Origin of the sequence: Exiguobacterium sp. ZOR0005 (assembly GCF_000798975.1) — a bacterium.
GTDB classification, from domain to species: domain Bacteria; phylum Bacillota; class Bacilli; order Exiguobacteriales; family Exiguobacteriaceae; genus Exiguobacterium; species Exiguobacterium aurantiacum.
In genome coordinates this window covers 40,046-55,933 of record NZ_JTLB01000034.1, presented here as the reverse complement: position 1 = coordinate 55,933, position 15,888 = coordinate 40,046, and the positions used below count along the sequence as shown (strand labels likewise).

The following is a 15,888-nucleotide window of genomic DNA, read 5'->3' as shown; positions in this document are numbered from 1 at the left end:
TGAAGACCTCGACGATCGTAAATAATAAAACCGATAGGAGGGTGCCAAAGCAGGTTTCTGCTTTGGCTCTTTCTATGTTAAGGTAGAGTCGGTAAAAATTGAACTTTATGTACAAGAATAGGAGAGAGTGAAGTGGCGAAACGAGATTATTATGAAGTGCTTGGCCTAGATAAATCGGCCTCGGCGCAGGACATTAAACGAGCGTATCGTAAGCTCGCGCGTGAATATCACCCGGACATCAACCAAGAGCCGGATGCGGCCGATAAGTTTAAAGAACTCGGCGAGGCGTATGAAGTGTTATCCGATGAACAAAAACGGGCCCAATACGACCGATTCGGCTTTGAAGGGGCAAGCCAGTTCGGCGGCGGTGACTTCCAAGGCGGGTTCGGCGATATCTTTGACATGTTCTTCGGTGGCGGCGGACGTCGTCAAGACCCGAACGCGCCGCGACGCGGTGAAGACTATCAATACGTCGTCGATCTCGACTTTATGGAAAGTGTCACTGGGAAGACGGAGACGATCGAACTCGAGATCGAAGTCGAATGTGACACGTGTATGGGCAGCGGGGCCAAACCGGGAACGAAACCGGAGACGTGTGGACGTTGTGGCGGCAGCGGTGTCGAGACGGTCGAGCAGAACACGATTCTCGGACGGATGGTCAACCAACGCCCATGTAGCCAATGTCACGGCACCGGGAAGACGATCAAAGAGAAATGTTCGACATGTCACGGCTCAGGCCATGTGAAGAAAACGCAACGCGTCGAAGTGAAAATTCCAGCCGGTATCGACAACGGTCAACAAATCCGGATGTCTGGAAAAGGAGGCCCCGGTTTCAACGGTGGACCGGCGGGAGACTTGTACGTCGTCGTCCGTGTCCGCGGTCACGAAATCTTTGAACGGGTCGACCAACACATCGCGATGGAGATGCCGGTCACGTTCACCCAAGCGGCGCTCGGTGCTGAAATCGAAGTTCCGACCGTACACGGTAAAGTCAGCTTGAAAGTTCCTGCCGGCACGCAGACCGGATCAAAATTCCGGTTGCGCGGCAAAGGGATGCCGAGCGTCCGAGGCGGTGGGCACGGGGATCAATACGTCACAATCGTCATCATGACACCGACAAACATGACCGATCGTCAAAAAGAACTGCTCCGCGAGTTCGAAGAGATTAGCGGAGAAGCAGGCGTCGAAGAACAACACGGGTTGTTCCAAAAGATGAAAAAGTTTTTTAGTCACTAAAAGGAGCGTGTGAAGCGATGAAATGGTCTGAAATTTGTGTCCACACGACACAACAGGCAGTCGAAGCCGTATCAAACTTATTACATGAAGTGGGGGCGCAAGGGGTCGTCATCGAGGACGTGGAAGACTACGACCAGATGATGGCCGAAGACCATTTCGGAGAGATTTGGGACGTTTCTGGACGTGACTCGTACCCGACGTCAGGTGTGTACGTGAAAGCGTACGTCCCGACGTCGAGTGATTTCCAAGACACGCTTGCCGCCTTTAAAAAAGAAGTCGACCGTCTCCGGGACGTGCTCGACGTCGGCACCGGTGACGTGACGGTGGCCGAGATGGACGAGGAGGACTGGGCCCATTCGTGGAAACAGTACTACAAACCCGTCAAAATCTCGCAACAGCTCACGATCGTCCCGTTATGGGAAGACTACGTGCCGCAACCGGAAGAAAACGTGATTTTACTCGATCCTGGGATGGCGTTCGGGACGGGGACGCATCCGACGACGATGTTGTGCATTCAAGCAATCGAGAACTACATCCAACCGAATGATCGCTTGATTGATGTCGGGACGGGATCGGGTGTACTCGCCATCGCGGCGGCGAAACTCGGGGCAAATCATGTCGAGGCGCTCGATTTAGATGCCGTCGCCGTCGAGTCGGCACGACAAAACGTCGAGACGAACGGTGTCGGCGACGTCGTCAACGTCAAGACCGGTGATTTGCTGAAAGGGATGACGGGTGAGTATGATCTCGTCGTCGCCAATATTTTGGCCGACGTCATCATGCTCTTCATCGATGACGCGTATGCGCGCGTCAAACCGGGCGGCTATTTCATCACATCGGGTATTATCGGACAAAAACGGGCGGAAGTGACCGAGGCGTTGAAAGCGGCCGGGTTCATGATCGAAGAGACACGGGTCATGGAAGATTGGGTTGCCATCATCGCGAAAAAGGGGTGAGGGCATGCAACGATACTTTCTAAACCGTGACGCGTTCGCGCATGACCTCGTCGCACTGCCAGCGGACGTCGCCCATCATATCGGCACGGTGCTTCGGGAAAGCCCAGGCTATCAACTTGTGCTCTTGGATGGGACCGGATATGAATACGTGGCCGAGGTGGTGACGCTCGATAAGAAATCGGGGATGGCGCGTGTGATTGAGAAGCGGCGGGCGACGACCGAACTGCCGATCGACGTGACGCTTGCTTACGCGCTCCCGAAAGGCGACAAAGTCGAACTCGTCGCGCAAAAAGCGACCGAACTCGGTTTGCATCACTTGCTGCTCTTCGAGTCGAAGCGCTCTGTCGCGAAGTGGGACGTGAAAAAAGCACCGAAGAAAGTCGAACGCCTTCAAAAGATCATGCAGGAGGCGGCCGAACAATCGTACCGCGCCGTCGTCCCGACGTGTTCTTATATCAGCTCACGAGAGTTGTCAGGACAGCTCAAGGCATATGATGCCGTCGTGCTCGCCTATGAGGAATCGGCGAAAGACGGTGAACAGTCGTCATTTGCCACAATCCTGCAGACACTAAAACCCGAGGCGCGTCTTCTTGTCATCGTCGGTCCCGAAGGCGGATTCGACGTGGACGAAGTGGCCGGATGGATAGAACAAGGTGGAGTCGCATGTGCGTTCGGTCCCCGAATCCTTCGCTCGGAGACGGCGCCGCTCTATGCGCTCGCTGCCATCTCCTATGCGCTCGAATTGACGTGAAACAGCTCTTGCCGCGTGCGGCAAGAGCTGTTTTTTTATTTCTTCGTCAAGGTGATCGTCTCTTTCGTGACGTTCCCCGCGAGGTCGACCGCCTCGAACGTGAACGTGTTTTCGCCTGAAACGACAGGCAACGTGAGCGTCTCGGTCCGTGAGAATGGACGCATCTCATACGGCGCCTTAAGTGCTTGGCTGAACTTCAAATCTCCGTTGACGAGAAGTTTCACTTCGTCAAAGTTGTCTTTCACCGTCACGTCTAAGCGGACGGTCTGTTGATTTTTATTAATATTTTTAGGAAGCTTCCCGAACGAGATCGTCGCCGGTGTCGCATCGACGAAGATCGTCCGTTGGAAATTGGCGACGTTGCCGGCCGCGTCCTCCGCGACGAAACGCAGTTTATGGACACCGTCGACAAACGTCCGCGTCGTGTTGAAGTCGTAACGCTTCGTCGATTCGTTGAACGTGAGCGGGACATCAATGCCGTCGACTTGGAACGACTGGATGGCCGATGCGTCTTGGATCGATCCTGAGATCGGGATGACCGAAGTCGCATACGGTGCGAGCGCGAGCGGCGCGGTCAAGAAAACTCCAGGTTTCTCCGCGTCTGTCGAATAAGCGACCGCTTTCGTCGTACTGTTACCGGCGTGGTCGGTGACGCGCACGCTGACGTTATCCGTCTCGCTAAGTGAGGCGAACGTGTGCGACGCCGAGGCGTTCATCGACGTGGCGACCGCTTTGCCGTTGACGAGATACTCGACCGAGCGTACGCCGGCGAAGTCGTCTTTTGCTTGGACGGCCAAACTGTCTTGAAGCCATTTCGCTGTGAACGTCGGATCCGTGTAGTCGACTTTGACTGGGAAGCGAAGTTTTTGTGCCTCTTTTTTCATGTAATCGATGCTTGCTTCGATCTCATAGAAGTACTTTCCGGCCGGAGCTGGTTTCCCGTTCAACTGACCGTCCCACTTGTAGTCGGCTGAATAGTAGTACGGTGTGTTGCGTCCGCCGTCGAAGTAGTTTTTGCGTAACTCATCGTCTTGACGGAGCGTACGGACGACGTTGCCAGCTTCGTCGACGATGCGATATTTGACGTCTTTGGCGTTTCGGAGCAACGAGAACACCGGTGTGGCTGCGTCTTTCACTCCATCACCGTCCGGAGAGAAGGCGATCGAATCGAAGTTCAATGAATTATCGAGGTTCACGCCTAGGTAATTCCCGGTCTGATCAACCATTCCTGCCGTTTCGTAGAACGATCCCGACTCATACACCGATGCATCGAAGATCGGTGCTTTGCCCCAGTCGCCTTCGAATCCGACGAATGGCACGACGAGGTCCGGGTTGCCTTCTGATCCTTTCGAATCGGTCAAGCGGACGAAGCCGTCGACGAAGTAGCCGTTCTCGAACACGTCTTTCGCTGCCACGAGGCCGCTCAACGTTTTCGGGTTCAACACTTGTGCTTTCGAGACATCGACAGCGACTTTGATTTCTGTCTTTTGCTTCGGTTTTAGCTTCACAGCGTTCACACGTTTACCATTGATCGTCACTGTCGCGTTTTGAAGCGGCTGGGCTTCCATCGCGTTTTGAATGACACCTGCCGTGCGCTCGATTGCGAGGTCAGTCTGGAGTGACGACGACACGTCGTACGAGACGGCTTCGTTCGACAAGTTCTCGACGACAAGCGTGAACGTCGCTTTACTGCGGTTCAATTCTTTCAGTGCGACTTTCGCTTCTTTCGACGTTTTCTCGTAAGCGACGGCCGGAGTCGAGACGGCGGCATGCAATTGCATCAAGCCGGCTCCACCACGACGTGGCGTGTACGGGATGTTTTGTTTCAATTGTTGGTTGTATGGACCGATGTCGGTCACGGCTTTCGACGTGTTGATTAACAAGTTCTTCGCCATCGTGACCCGGTCGACGCCGTCGAGAACAAACTGTTCGTCGACACGTTGAAGGACGAGGGCGGCTCCGCCTGCGACGTGAGGGGCTGCCATCGACGTCCCGCTCATGAGCCCGTATTGGTTATCGTTGAGCGTCGAGAAAATCTGACCGCCTGGAGCCGAGATTTCAGGTTTGAAGTCAAGGTTTGGCGTCACGCCCCACGATGTGAAGTTCGATAAGGCGCCGGCCGCGCGGTTGGCGACGCTAATACGGTCCCCGTTGAACCCGATGCGCATCTGTTCGCCAGCGACGAGACGGTCGCGTAACTCGTTCCCGTCTTTAATGCTGAGGGAGGCCATCGGAATTTTTGGGTTGGCGAGCGCCATGCTGACGTAGTCACCATGACCGACCGCGCCTCGCACGATAACTCCGGCCGCGCCTTGCGCTTCGGCCGTCAGTTGGATGTTCGAGTAGAAGTAGGCACCGTCGCGAACAGCAACGACAATCTTCCCTTTGACGTCTTTGCCGACGTATTGGCTAGGCTGACCGTCGCCGACGTAGACGATATCATATTCGCCGTTTGAAAATGCAGGTCCGTCTTGTTTCTTCCAACCGATTTTCTCGGTCTTCTCGCCTGAACGGACCGAGAAGGCGTCGAGTTGGATTTGGTCGTTCTCGAGAGAGGCGACCGATGTCGAGGCGGAGCTGACACTCGGGGCACCGACGACGCCCGTGTCCGGGTTATTGGCGTAAGGCAAGTCGTAGCCGTTTCCGAAGTAGGCCGAGTTTCCTGCCGAGATCGACATGAACACACCGTTGTCGACTGCGCGCTGGACGGCTTGTTGTTCTGGCGAATCCGCACTGACGAACCCTGCCGTCGAACCGAGGCTCATGTTGATGACGTCGGCACCAAGTTTGATGGCATCGTCGATCGCTTTAATATAGATGTCCCCGTAAGTCGAAGCGTAGTTCGGGTCATTACTGAACACTTTAAGACCGAGTACTTGTGCTTCCGGCGCCACACCTTTCAAGCCACCGGTCGCTTCATCCCCGTTCGCGGCGACCGTGCCGGAGACGTGCATCCCGTGCATCGAGGCGCCCGGTGAATCGTCGCGGATGTCATCGTTCTCATCGTAGTAGTTGTAGGCGTATGGAACTTTATCGTTTATGTAGGCACCTGCCAAACCGAAGTCGGTAACAGCGGACGCTACTTCTGATTCGGATAGCTCGGCTTTTGAGCGGTCGCTCAATCGGAAGTCGCGGTGGTCCGCGTCGACGCCTGTGTCGATGACGGCGACAATCGTTCCTTCACCCGTATAACCGTAGTCGCCCCATGTTTGTTGCGATTGGACCATGCCGTTGCTCGTCACCATGTCAGGCTTCACTTCCGGACGCTCATATTCGTTGACGAGGTGGATGGCGGCAACTTCAGGTAACGCCTCGACTTTTTGAATGTCTGACGTCGTCATGAACGTACTGAAGCCGTTGAACACGGTCGTGAATTCTTCGATCGGCTCAGCTTTCACACCTTTTTTTGAAATCGCATCTTTCGCTTTCTTTTGTTCCGCTTTGACGAGACCGTGGGCCCGGTCTTTCTCTGTTTTCGTGAGGGCGTTAAACTTCTTTCCTTTTTGTTTCGCTTGCTCGATGGCAGGGGCGCCGATAAGCTCGACGACGACGCGTACTTTTTCTTGCTTGTCCGTGACTTCGATACTTTGTTTCACAGATGGTTTCGCGAGTACAGGTTCAGCACCGAGACCGAGTAGGCCTGGCGTCAACGCGAGGCACGTCGCGAGGGATACGTTTACGTAAAACTTAGGTTGTGGCAAAATGATGTCCTCCAATCAATTTTTAAATGATTTAATCCATTTGTGGAAAATCATAGCGGAATAACGATGATAAATCCTGTATTTTTTTAAACGATAGGGTAATGAATTTGAACAAATTAAAAAATTCTGACAATTACTTTTGACCTACCTCTCCATCGGCGAGGTAGGTCTTTTTTCATTTAGTGTGAAAAAAACTAAAAATTCATCTCATTCAAAAACAATTCACTTGAGATTTTTTTGGAAAGTTGGTATTGTCGGTGTATAGAATTCATATAAAACATATCAACATAGTCGGAATAAAAAGGATGAGGTGAATCGATGGGGCTTCAGTTCATGGAAATCTTCAAAGAATGGGCGTCGCAGTACGATGAGACAGTGAGCGGGCACGACGAACAATATAAAGAAGTGTTCGCCGGATACGACACGATGCTTGACGAGGTCGTTGAGCAGTTAGAAGGGCGCGTCATGGAGTTTGGCGTCGGGACAGGTAATTTGAGTGCCCGTATTCTAAAACAGCACGAGTTGATTGCGATCGAGCCTTCTGATGAGATGCGGGAGGTCGCGGTTCAAAAGCTCGGGATTGAAGTGGAGACGGGCGACTTCTTGAACTACCCGGCCGAGCAACGCGTTGATTCGATTGTATCGTCCTACGCGTTCCACCATTTGACGGACGACGAAAAACGTCAGGCAATCGAGAGTTACGTCAACGACCTCGATTCCCCTCGCTTCGTCCTGCTCGACACGATGTTCGCGTCTGTCGAGGCACGAACGGAAATCATCGATTGGGCCGTATCGCAAGGTTTCACTGACTTGGTAGAAGATTTGAATCGCGAGTATTATCCGTACACAGACACGATCCGCTCGATTTTAGAAGACAACGGATACGCTGTGCAGATGGAACAGAAAAACAAATTCGTTTGGCTCGTCGTAGCCACGAAACAATCAGGAGGAACGCAATCATGAAAAGTTATAAAGTCGAAAGCTTTAACTTAGACCATACAAAAGTACAAGCGCCTTACGTCCGTTTAGCCGGAGTGAAGAAAGGAACGGCCGATACGATTTATAAATATGACATCCGCTTCATTCAACCGAACGAGGGGCTCATGCCGATGCGGGCCGTCCACTCGCTCGAGCATTTGATTGCTGAAAACAGCCGCAGCCATTCGAATCAAATTATCGATGTATCGCCGATGGGTTGCCAGACAGGCTTCTATTGGACGATGCTCAACGATGGGGATTACGAAGCGATGCTCGACCTCGTCGAAGCGACGCTCCGCGACGCTGCGAACGCGACGGAGTTACCGGCGCAAAACCCGATTCAATGCGGAAGCGCGAACCATCACGATTTTGAGGGCGCGAAAAAGCTCGCGGCCGATATGCTAGCGAAGCGTGACGAATGGCACATCATCTTCAAGGACGAGGCGTAAATGATCGTCCGGGATGTGTATGAGCTCGTCGGACATACCCCGCTGATCGAGTTGACGACGTTACCTATCCCGAAAGGTGTCAAAGTGTTCGGCAAGATGGAAATGCGAAATCCTGGCGGGAGCGTGAAAGATCGGCTCGGCCTTCAGTTGATTGAGCGCGCCATCGAGCGGGGACAACTTAAACGCGGGGGGATGGTCGTCGAACCGACCGCTGGGAATACAGGGATCGGACTAGCGCTCGCCTGTCAAAAGTTCGGGATTAACCTGATGACGGTCACCCCAGAAAAGTTCAGTCAAGAAAAACAGGCGCTTATGCGCCTGCTCGGGGCGACCGTCATCAACACGCCGACAGAACTTGGTATGAAAGGCGCGATTGAACGAGCGAAAGCGCTGGCACTTGAGCACGACGCGTATTTGCCGGAACAATTCTCGAACCCGGACAATCCGGACGCGTACGTCGAAACGCTCGCCTTGGAATTGCTGCACGACATTCCGCACATTGACGTATTCATTGCGGGAGCAGGTTCCGGGGGGACGTTCACGGGTGTCGCGAAAACGCTTCGACCGAACGGTACGAAAACGATCGTCGTCGAGCCAGAAGGATCGATCTTGAACGGTGGCGCTCCTGGTCCGCATAAGACCGAAGGAATCGGTGTCGAATCGTGGCCCGTCTTCCTAGACGAAACATACGTGGACGGCATCTATACGATTACAGATGAGGAAGCGTTTTACTACGTCGCCCATATGGCCAAACGTGAAGGTCTTCTCATCGGTAGTTCATCGGGCGCTGCCATCGCGGCATGCGTCAAAGAAGCCAATCAAATGACAGACGGCGTGATCGTCACGATTTTGCCGGATAGTGTGGAACGATATTTAAGTCAAGGGATAGTCGAGGAGGCAGAACATGCGTACAAAAACAGCACTCATTCACGGCGGTAAAACGACCGACCCGCTCACTGGGGCCGTCACACCGGCCATCTATCAAACGAGCACGTACAAACAAGACGGAATCGGGAATCTGCGGGAAGGGTATGAGTATTCACGTACCGCCAACCCGACGCGTACAGCGCTCGAGACGCTGATCGCGGACATCGAGGGCGGGGCACGCGGATTCGCGTTCGCCTCAGGGATGGCGGCAGTATCGACGATTTTGATGCTCTTAAAATCTGGGGACCACGTCATCGTCGGTTCTGACGTATATGGGGGAACGTACCGTGTATTCAATCGAGTCTTTCAATCACTTGGCCTGGAGGCATCTTTTGTCGATACGGCCGATGAAACGGCGGTCCGTGCCGCGCTTCAACCGAACACGAAAATGATTTACGTCGAGACGCCGACGAACCCGCTCTTGAACGTCACCGATTTGAAGCAGATGCGTCAAATCGCGGATGAGGCAGACACGTTGTTCGTCGTCGACAACACGTTCATGACGCCGTATTTCCAAAATCCGATCGAGTTCGGAGCGGATTACGTGCTCCACAGTGCGACGAAGTATTTAGGTGGCCATAGTGACGTCGTCGCAGGGCTCGTCGTTTCTCGGACCGAAGAACTCGGTGAGGACTTGGCGTTCCTCCAAAACTCGGTCGGCGCCGTCCTTGGACCACAGGATAGCTTCCTAGTCGTCCGTGGCATCAAGACACTTGCCGTCCGGATGGAAGAAATCGAATCGAACGCACTCGCGCTCGTCGACTTTTTGACAAAACATGAGGCGGTCGGACGCGTATTGCACCCGAGCGTCGCAAGCGATGAAGCGAAGCGCGTGCATACGTCACAAGCACGTGGATTTGGCGGGATGATCGCGTTTGACGTCGGATCGGCCGAAGCGGCAGAACTCATCGTCGCGAAGACACATTACTTCACGCTCGCGGAAAGTCTTGGCGCGGTCGAGAGTTTGATTAGTGTCCCAGCACGGATGACCCACGCGTCCATCCCTCCGGAACGACGCCTTGAGCTTGGGATTACGGATGGGCTCGTCCGCATCTCCGTCGGTCTTGAGGATGTGGCTGATTTGATTGAAGATTTAGAACGAGCGCTCGCATCCGTCGCGACGATTTCAAACTAAAGGAACAAACAAGAGAGGCGCTGCTTTCGGCACGCCTCTTTTTGTCGTGTATAATATGAAAGAAATGTGTTGAATGTCGATAACGCATCGACTAAACTGACGTTAATTGAATGAGAGGGCAGGTGAATATGTTGAATAAAGGAGTCATGACCACAGTCGGCGCGTACGTCATGTGGGGGGTCCTCCCGATTTATTGGAAGTTTCTACAAGAGATCCCGAGCAGTCAAATCCTCGCGCACCGGATCGTCTGGTCGTTTCTCTTCATCTTGCTCGTCTTAAAGTGGACGAAACAATGGACAGAATTCAATTATGCGCTCAGGCACCGGGCGACACGAAACGCATTCATGTTGAACGGGTTTATCGTCAGTGCGAACTGGTTTGTCTACATATGGGCCGTCAACAACGGTTATATCATCGAGGCGTCACTCGGCTATTACATCAATCCGCTCGTCAGCATGGTGTTAGGGGTGCTCGTATTTCGGGAATCATTAAACCGTGTCCAATGGCTCGCCGTCGGCGTGGCGGCGGTCGGTGTGCTCGTCTTGACGTTCGGGTACGGGTCGTTCCCTTGGATCGCGTTCGTACTGGCGAGCACGTTCGGCTTTTACGGGTTGGTGAAGAAGCGACGTCCGCTCGCCTCGACGGTCAGTCTCGGGATCGAGACGCTCGCTGTCGTCCCGGTCGCGATCCTATTCCTTGGGTTTGAGGCGTCGCGCGAGACACTCACGTTGACGACGTCACCAGTCATTTGGCTCGCCCTTCTCGGCACGGGGGTCATGACCGCGTTGCCGCTCTTATTGTTCGGTTACGGGGCCCAGCACATCCCGTTCACGCTCGTCGGTTTCCTGCAGTTCATCGCCCCGACGCTCAGTCTTGCCATCGGCGTCATCTTATATCATGAACCGTTCACGGCATATCATATCTTCGCGTTCACATGTATATGGGTCGCCATCTTTTTCTTCAGTTGGAACAGTTGGGTCCAGACGAGAAAACGGCGTCAACTCATATAAATGAAAGCTGTTACAAAGGAAAGAAACATGATAATATGTTAGATGTCAGACCTATATGTCAGACTAATTGATCGAAGGAGGAATTTAACGATGGAATTAGCACGTTATATCGACCACACAGCTTTGAAGGCTGAGACAACGAAAGACCAGATTACGAAACTTTGTGCAGAGGCGCTCGAATACAAGTTCGCTAGCGTCTGTGTCAACCCGACATGGGTAGCTTACGCGGCTGAACAGCTCAAGTCAGATGACGAGGTAAAAGTTTGTACGGTCATCGGATTCCCACTCGGAGCCAATACGCCAGAAGTGAAGGCGTTTGAAACGAAGGACGCGATCGCCAAAGGTGCGGACGAAGTCGACATGGTCATCAACATCGGTGCGATGAAAGACGGCGACTTCGACCTCGTTGAACGCGACATTCGTGCGGTTGTCGAAGCGGCGAACGGTACGCTCGTCAAAGTGATCTTCGAGACGTGTCTCCTTACGAAAGAAGAAATTAAGAAAGCGGCTGAATTGTCTGTCAAAGCAGGCGCGGATTTTGTGAAGACGTCAACGGGCTTCTCGACAGGTGGAGCGACGGTTGAAGATATTCAACTTATGCGTGAGACGGTCGGACCTGATGTCGGTGTGAAGGCTTCTGGCGGTGTCCGTGACTTCGAAGGCGCGAAAGCAATGATTGATGCCGGCGCGACACGCATCGGTGCTTCGGCTGGAATCGCCATCGTCACAGGCGGTCGTTCAGATAGCGACTATTAATAACTAGTGGTTGACCTTACGAATTAATTTCACTATAATATGTTATGACGTGTGAAACACGTTTCCTTAGTCGTGTAATTCGGAGGGAGGGAAAACTAGTGGAAACTCGTGTCCGTAAAAACGAATCGCTTGAAGACGCTCTTCGTCGTTTCAAACGCGGTGTTTCGAAAGACGGCACTCTTGCCGAAGTTCGTAAACGTCGTCACTACGAAAAGCCAAGCGTAAAACGCAAATTGAAATCAGAAGCTGCGCGTAAGCGTAAGAAATTCTAATTTCAGTTTCTTTTGTAGAAAGGGTGTTGGCTCATGAGTCTTCAAGAACGCTTGACGGACGACATGAAGCAAGCCATGCGCGCCAAACAAAAAGATCGTCTCACGACGATCCGGATGGTGAAAGCGTCGCTCCAAAATGAGGCTATCAAATTTGGCCGACAAGATCTTACCGAGGAAGAGGAACTCACGGTGCTCAACCGAGAGATGAAACAGCGCAGAGACTCCCTCCGAGAATTCGAAAGCGCTGGTCGTGAAGATCTTGCTTCTAAAGTTGCTGACGAGATTGTCGTGCTAGAGGCCTATATGCCTGAACAGCTTTCTGAAGAGGATGTCACCGCGATCGTCAAGGCAGCTATTGCCGAGACGAACGCGGCGGGTCCGTCTGATATGGGTAAGGTGATGGGCGTCGTCATGCCTCAAGTTAAAGGCAAGGCAGACGGTGGTCTTGTGAACCGAATTGTCAAACAACAATTGACGAACTAATGAATTGGCAGTGTCTTTTGGAAATTCCAAAAGATTCTGCCTTTTTTTGCGTATTCTGAAACCACATTCAATCTCGTTTCGTATACACTAGAGATAAGAGGTAGCTTTTTATTTGGAAGGGGGTAGCAATACGATGACATTTGGTCTCGGAGTGATTCTGACAGTTTTTTTCGTCGGAGTCGTCCTTCTTGGAATTGAAGTGTTCGTTGCCGGTTTTGGATTGTTTGGAGTGCTTGGTATAGGGGCGGTCGTCGCCAGTCTGATTATGGCAGGCGCCACGATCGGCCAGCTGTGGCTATCGCTCGGTTTGGCCACGGCCATCGTTGCCGGACTTGGATTTTGGGCGTACCGACGTTTGCAATCGAATCGGTCGCTCATGTACAAGGGCTTGATTTTGACGGACTCGACGTCGTCAGAAAAAGGGTACTTGTCACACGCTGACAAACAAAGTTTGCTCGGTAAGGTCGGCGTCACGTTGACACCACTTCGTCCAGCGGGTACCGCTGAGATTGAAGGAGAACGAATCGATGTCGTGACAGAGGGTAGCTATCTCGATCAACAAACTAAAATTCAGGTGTATAAAGTGGATTCAGGACGCGTCGTCGTCCGAAGCTTTGTAGAGCCGAAGGAGGATGTAACAGAATGACACCAGAACTATTGACCACGTTACTCATCTCAGGTGGAGGTTTGATTGCCCTAGCGGTATTCTTCACGTTCGTACCGGTAGGATTATGGATTAGCTCGTTCGCGGCAGGCGTCCACGTCTCGATTTTCACGCTCGTCGGGATGCGTCTCCGTCGCGTCGTCCCATCAAAAATCGTCAACCCGCTCATTAAAGCAGTTAAGGCCGGTATCGGATTAAACACGAACCAGCTCGAGAGTCACTTTCTTGCTGGTGGTAACGTCGACCGTGTCGTCAACGCGTTGATCGCGGCTCACCGCGCCAACATTGAATTAACGTTTGAGCGGGCGGCAGCCATCGACCTCGCAGGTCGTAACGTGCTAGAAGCCGTTCAAATGTCGGTCAATCCGAAAGTGATTGAGACGCCGTTCATCGCCGGTGTGGCGATGGATGGGATTGAAGTGAAAGCGAAAGCTCGGATCACAGTACGTGCCAACATCGACCGCCTCGTCGGTGGTGCCGGTGAAGAGACGATTATCGCCCGTGTCGGTGAAGGTGTCGTCTCGACGATCGGTTCGCAGCACAACCATAAACACGTTCTCGAAAACCCAGACTTGATTTCGCGTACGGTGTTGACGAAAGGTCTCGATTCAGGAACAGCGTTCGAAATTCTCTCGATCGACATCGCGGACATCGATATCGGTAAAAACATCGGTGCGGTGCTTCAAACGGACCAAGCCGAAGCCGACAAAAAGATTGCCCAAGCGAAAGCGGAAGAGCGCCGCGCGATGGCGATCGCTCGCGAACAAGAGATGAAATCGTCGGTTGAAGAGATGCGCGCGAAAGTTGTCGCGGCCGAAGCCGAAGTACCGCTCGCGATGGCCGAGGCACTCCGCCACGGCAAGCTCGGCGTTATGGACTACGTCAACTACTTGAACGTCCAAGCCGATACAGACATGCGCAAAGCGATCGGTCACCCAGTCGAATCTGACAATAGAGAGTAATCGATATGGATGGATTATGGATCTTACTTCTCGCCGCATTCGGGATCGCCTCGGCGGTCATGAAACGGATAGAGAAATCATCGTCGACGACGGGAGAACGTCCGCCGAGTTCGGACTTGAAACGTTATCTCGATACGGTCGGCGATATGATGAAAGAAGTGGAAGGTTCGCTTGACGAGCCGAAACAAGGGCAGACGTTGCGTCGTCGTGTCGCGACCCCTGTCGAAAAACCGGCAGAAGGTCGCATGTTCGACCCAAACCGTCACGCCCCGAAGGCGCCAGAACGTTCACCAAAAGTGAGTTCGGAATTCGAGCAAACGGTGAAGATTCCATCGCTCACCGAAGTGGAACAGAAACGTCCGTCGCGGTCGCCGCGTATGTCGATGAATCAAGTGCGACAAGCGGTCATCTGGAGTGAAATCATTCAGCCACCGGTCTCAAAACGCCGACGCTGACTATGGCAGTGCCTGTCGAATCGCCTCACCGCGCTGGATTCTCAAATCTAGCCCGTCGAGGTCGGTTCTGACGGCCACTGCTTTTTTGTCTGTTCGAAAAGACGGTCTTTCTTTCACGGACGGCTTGATAGTGCTAAAGTAAAGAAGGAACAAACTATTCAAGAGGGGGACTACATTCCATTGATTATGACTGATAAAATTCCGTTCGTCATGGAACATGCGAACGAAGCGCAAGCACTCCTCGGTCCAAAAGATGAAGTGTTTGAAGCCATCGAAGCAGAACTTTCTGTCGCTTTGACACCTCGGGGAGAAGAGTTGATCATTCAAGCAGATTCAGCGGACACGCTCGAGTTGACAAAGACCGTCATCAAGACGTTGCAGCAACTCGTTAAAAAAGGGGCTCGTCTGAACGAGAGCGATGCGATCAGCGTCATTCAACATATTAAAGTCGGTAAAGGAGACGAGCTGATCGAGCATTATGAGCGCGTCGTCTTCACGACGAATAAAGGGAAACCGATTCGAGCGAAAACGGTCGGACAAAGCCGTTACGTCCGCGCCATCGAAAGGCACGACCTCGTATTCGGGATCGGTCCGGCCGGGACGGGGAAAACGTATCTGGCCGTCGTTTTGGCGGTTCGGGCGTTGAAAGAAGGTCAAGTGAAACGAATCATTTTGACTCGGCCGGCCGTCGAGGCTGGAGAGAACTTAGGCTTCTTGCCAGGCGACTTGAAAGAGAAAGTCGATCCATATTTGCGTCCGCTTTATGACGCCTTGTTTGACGTGTATGGGGTTGAACAGACGAACCGCCTGCTCGAGCGCGGGACGATCGAAGTCGCACCGCTCGCCTATATGCGGGGACGGACGCTAGAAGACGCGTTCGTCATTTTAGATGAGGCGCAGAACACGACGAAAGAACAGATGAAGATGTTTTTGACCCGGCTCGGTTTCGGGTCGAAAATGGTCGTCACCGGCGACTTGACGCAAGTCGACTTGCCGAAAGGAAAAGCGTCAGGACTGCAAGAGGCGTTACGTTTGCTTGAAGGGGTCGATGGGATTCATTTCGAACACTTCACGGCCTCCGACGTCGTTCGTCATCCGCTCGTGAAAAAAATCATTAACGCCTATAGCACAGATATCACATGACGAAAGGGGG

The 15,888-nt window shown here is 52.9% G+C and carries 16 protein-coding genes; 15 read left to right on the top strand and 1 reads right to left on the bottom strand.

The annotated features are described in order from the left end of the window. Window positions 1–132: 132 nt before the first annotated feature. Genes dnaJ through L971_RS13875 form a run of 3 tightly spaced genes read left to right on the top strand, consistent with a single transcriptional unit; the run spans window position 133 to window position 2,943 of the window. Window positions 133–1,236 (top strand): molecular chaperone DnaJ, encoded by a 1,104-nt coding sequence (gene dnaJ, locus L971_RS13885; protein WP_024371428.1) that lies wholly within the window; start codon window positions 133–135, stop codon window positions 1,234–1,236. Between the two features lie 17 nt (window positions 1,237–1,253). Next, window positions 1,254–2,192 carry a 50S ribosomal protein L11 methyltransferase gene (gene prmA / locus L971_RS13880; RefSeq protein WP_024371429.1) on the top strand — a complete coding sequence of 313 codons (939 nt, stop codon included), beginning with the start codon at window positions 1,254–1,256 and terminating at the stop codon, window positions 2,190–2,192. A 4-nt stretch (window positions 2,193–2,196) separates the two neighbouring features. Beyond that, window positions 2,197–2,943, top strand: coding sequence for a 16S rRNA (uracil(1498)-N(3))-methyltransferase (locus L971_RS13875; protein WP_047376355.1), 747 nt, complete (start codon window positions 2,197–2,199; stop codon window positions 2,941–2,943). A gap of 35 nt (window positions 2,944–2,978) precedes the next feature. Here L971_RS13875 and L971_RS13870 read toward each other — a convergent pair whose 3' ends face one another. Then, the gene (locus tag L971_RS13870) at window positions 2,979–6,644 is read right to left on the bottom strand and encodes a S8 family serine peptidase (protein ID WP_052200413.1); all 3,666 of its coding nucleotides are present in this window, start codon (window positions 6,642–6,644) and stop codon (window positions 2,979–2,981) included. Between the two features lie 318 nt (window positions 6,645–6,962). On the opposite strand from L971_RS13870, the gene L971_RS13865 reads away from it, so the two are divergent. The 12 genes from L971_RS13865 to L971_RS13810 all read left to right on the top strand — a co-directional run bounded on the left by L971_RS13865 (window position 6,963) and on the right by L971_RS13810 (window position 15,878). Continuing rightward, on the top strand, window positions 6,963–7,607 hold the full coding sequence (locus L971_RS13865; RefSeq protein ID WP_024371432.1) for a trans-aconitate 2-methyltransferase: 645 nt from the start codon (window positions 6,963–6,965) through the stop codon (window positions 7,605–7,607). Continuing rightward, window positions 7,604–8,071 carry an S-ribosylhomocysteine lyase gene (locus tag L971_RS13860; RefSeq protein ID WP_021065678.1) on the top strand — a complete coding sequence of 156 codons (468 nt, stop codon included), beginning with the start codon at window positions 7,604–7,606 and terminating at the stop codon, window positions 8,069–8,071. Before L971_RS13865 ends, L971_RS13860 begins: the two co-directional genes overlap by 4 nt. Continuing rightward, entirely contained in the window at window positions 8,072–9,010 is a 939-nt protein-coding gene (locus L971_RS13855; protein ID WP_024371433.1) for a PLP-dependent cysteine synthase family protein, read from the top strand. Beyond that, window positions 8,976–10,133 carry a bifunctional cystathionine gamma-lyase/homocysteine desulfhydrase gene (locus L971_RS13850; RefSeq protein ID WP_047376351.1) on the top strand — a complete coding sequence of 386 codons (1,158 nt, stop codon included), beginning with the start codon at window positions 8,976–8,978 and terminating at the stop codon, window positions 10,131–10,133. Before L971_RS13855 ends, L971_RS13850 begins: the two co-directional genes overlap by 35 nt. A gap of 146 nt (window positions 10,134–10,279) precedes the next feature. Further along, complete coding sequence (gene rarD / locus L971_RS13845; RefSeq protein ID WP_231557616.1) at window positions 10,280–11,143, top strand: EamA family transporter RarD; 864 nt, start codon at window positions 10,280–10,282, stop codon at window positions 11,141–11,143. A gap of 90 nt (window positions 11,144–11,233) precedes the next feature. Beyond that, window positions 11,234–11,899: a deoxyribose-phosphate aldolase gene (gene deoC, locus L971_RS13840; protein WP_024371436.1), complete on the top strand. Its 666-nt coding sequence runs from the start codon at window positions 11,234–11,236 to the stop codon at window positions 11,897–11,899. 77 nt (window positions 11,900–11,976) lie between these two features. Continuing rightward, window positions 11,977–12,171 (top strand): 30S ribosomal protein S21, encoded by a 195-nt coding sequence (gene rpsU, locus L971_RS13835; RefSeq protein WP_029334745.1) that lies wholly within the window; start codon window positions 11,977–11,979, stop codon window positions 12,169–12,171. A 33-nt stretch (window positions 12,172–12,204) separates the two neighbouring features. Beyond that, a complete protein-coding gene (locus L971_RS13830) occupies window positions 12,205–12,654 on the top strand; it encodes a GatB/YqeY domain-containing protein (RefSeq protein WP_024371437.1) in 450 nt (149 codons plus the stop codon). A 133-nt stretch (window positions 12,655–12,787) separates the two neighbouring features. Continuing rightward, complete coding sequence (locus L971_RS13825) at window positions 12,788–13,300, top strand: NfeD family protein (protein WP_024371438.1); 513 nt, start codon at window positions 12,788–12,790, stop codon at window positions 13,298–13,300. Continuing rightward, window positions 13,297–14,280, top strand: coding sequence for a flotillin-like protein FloA (floA, locus tag L971_RS13820; RefSeq protein ID WP_024371439.1), 984 nt, complete (start codon window positions 13,297–13,299; stop codon window positions 14,278–14,280). The genes L971_RS13825 and floA overlap by 4 nt, the downstream gene beginning before the upstream one ends. A 5-nt stretch (window positions 14,281–14,285) precedes the next feature. Next, window positions 14,286–14,735, top strand: a complete 450-nt coding sequence (locus L971_RS13815) for a hypothetical protein (protein ID WP_024371440.1) — start codon at window positions 14,286–14,288, stop codon at window positions 14,733–14,735. Between the two features lie 186 nt (window positions 14,736–14,921). Next, complete coding sequence (locus L971_RS13810; protein WP_029334746.1) at window positions 14,922–15,878, top strand: PhoH family protein; 957 nt, start codon at window positions 14,922–14,924, stop codon at window positions 15,876–15,878. Window positions 15,879–15,888: the final 10 nt, after the last annotated feature.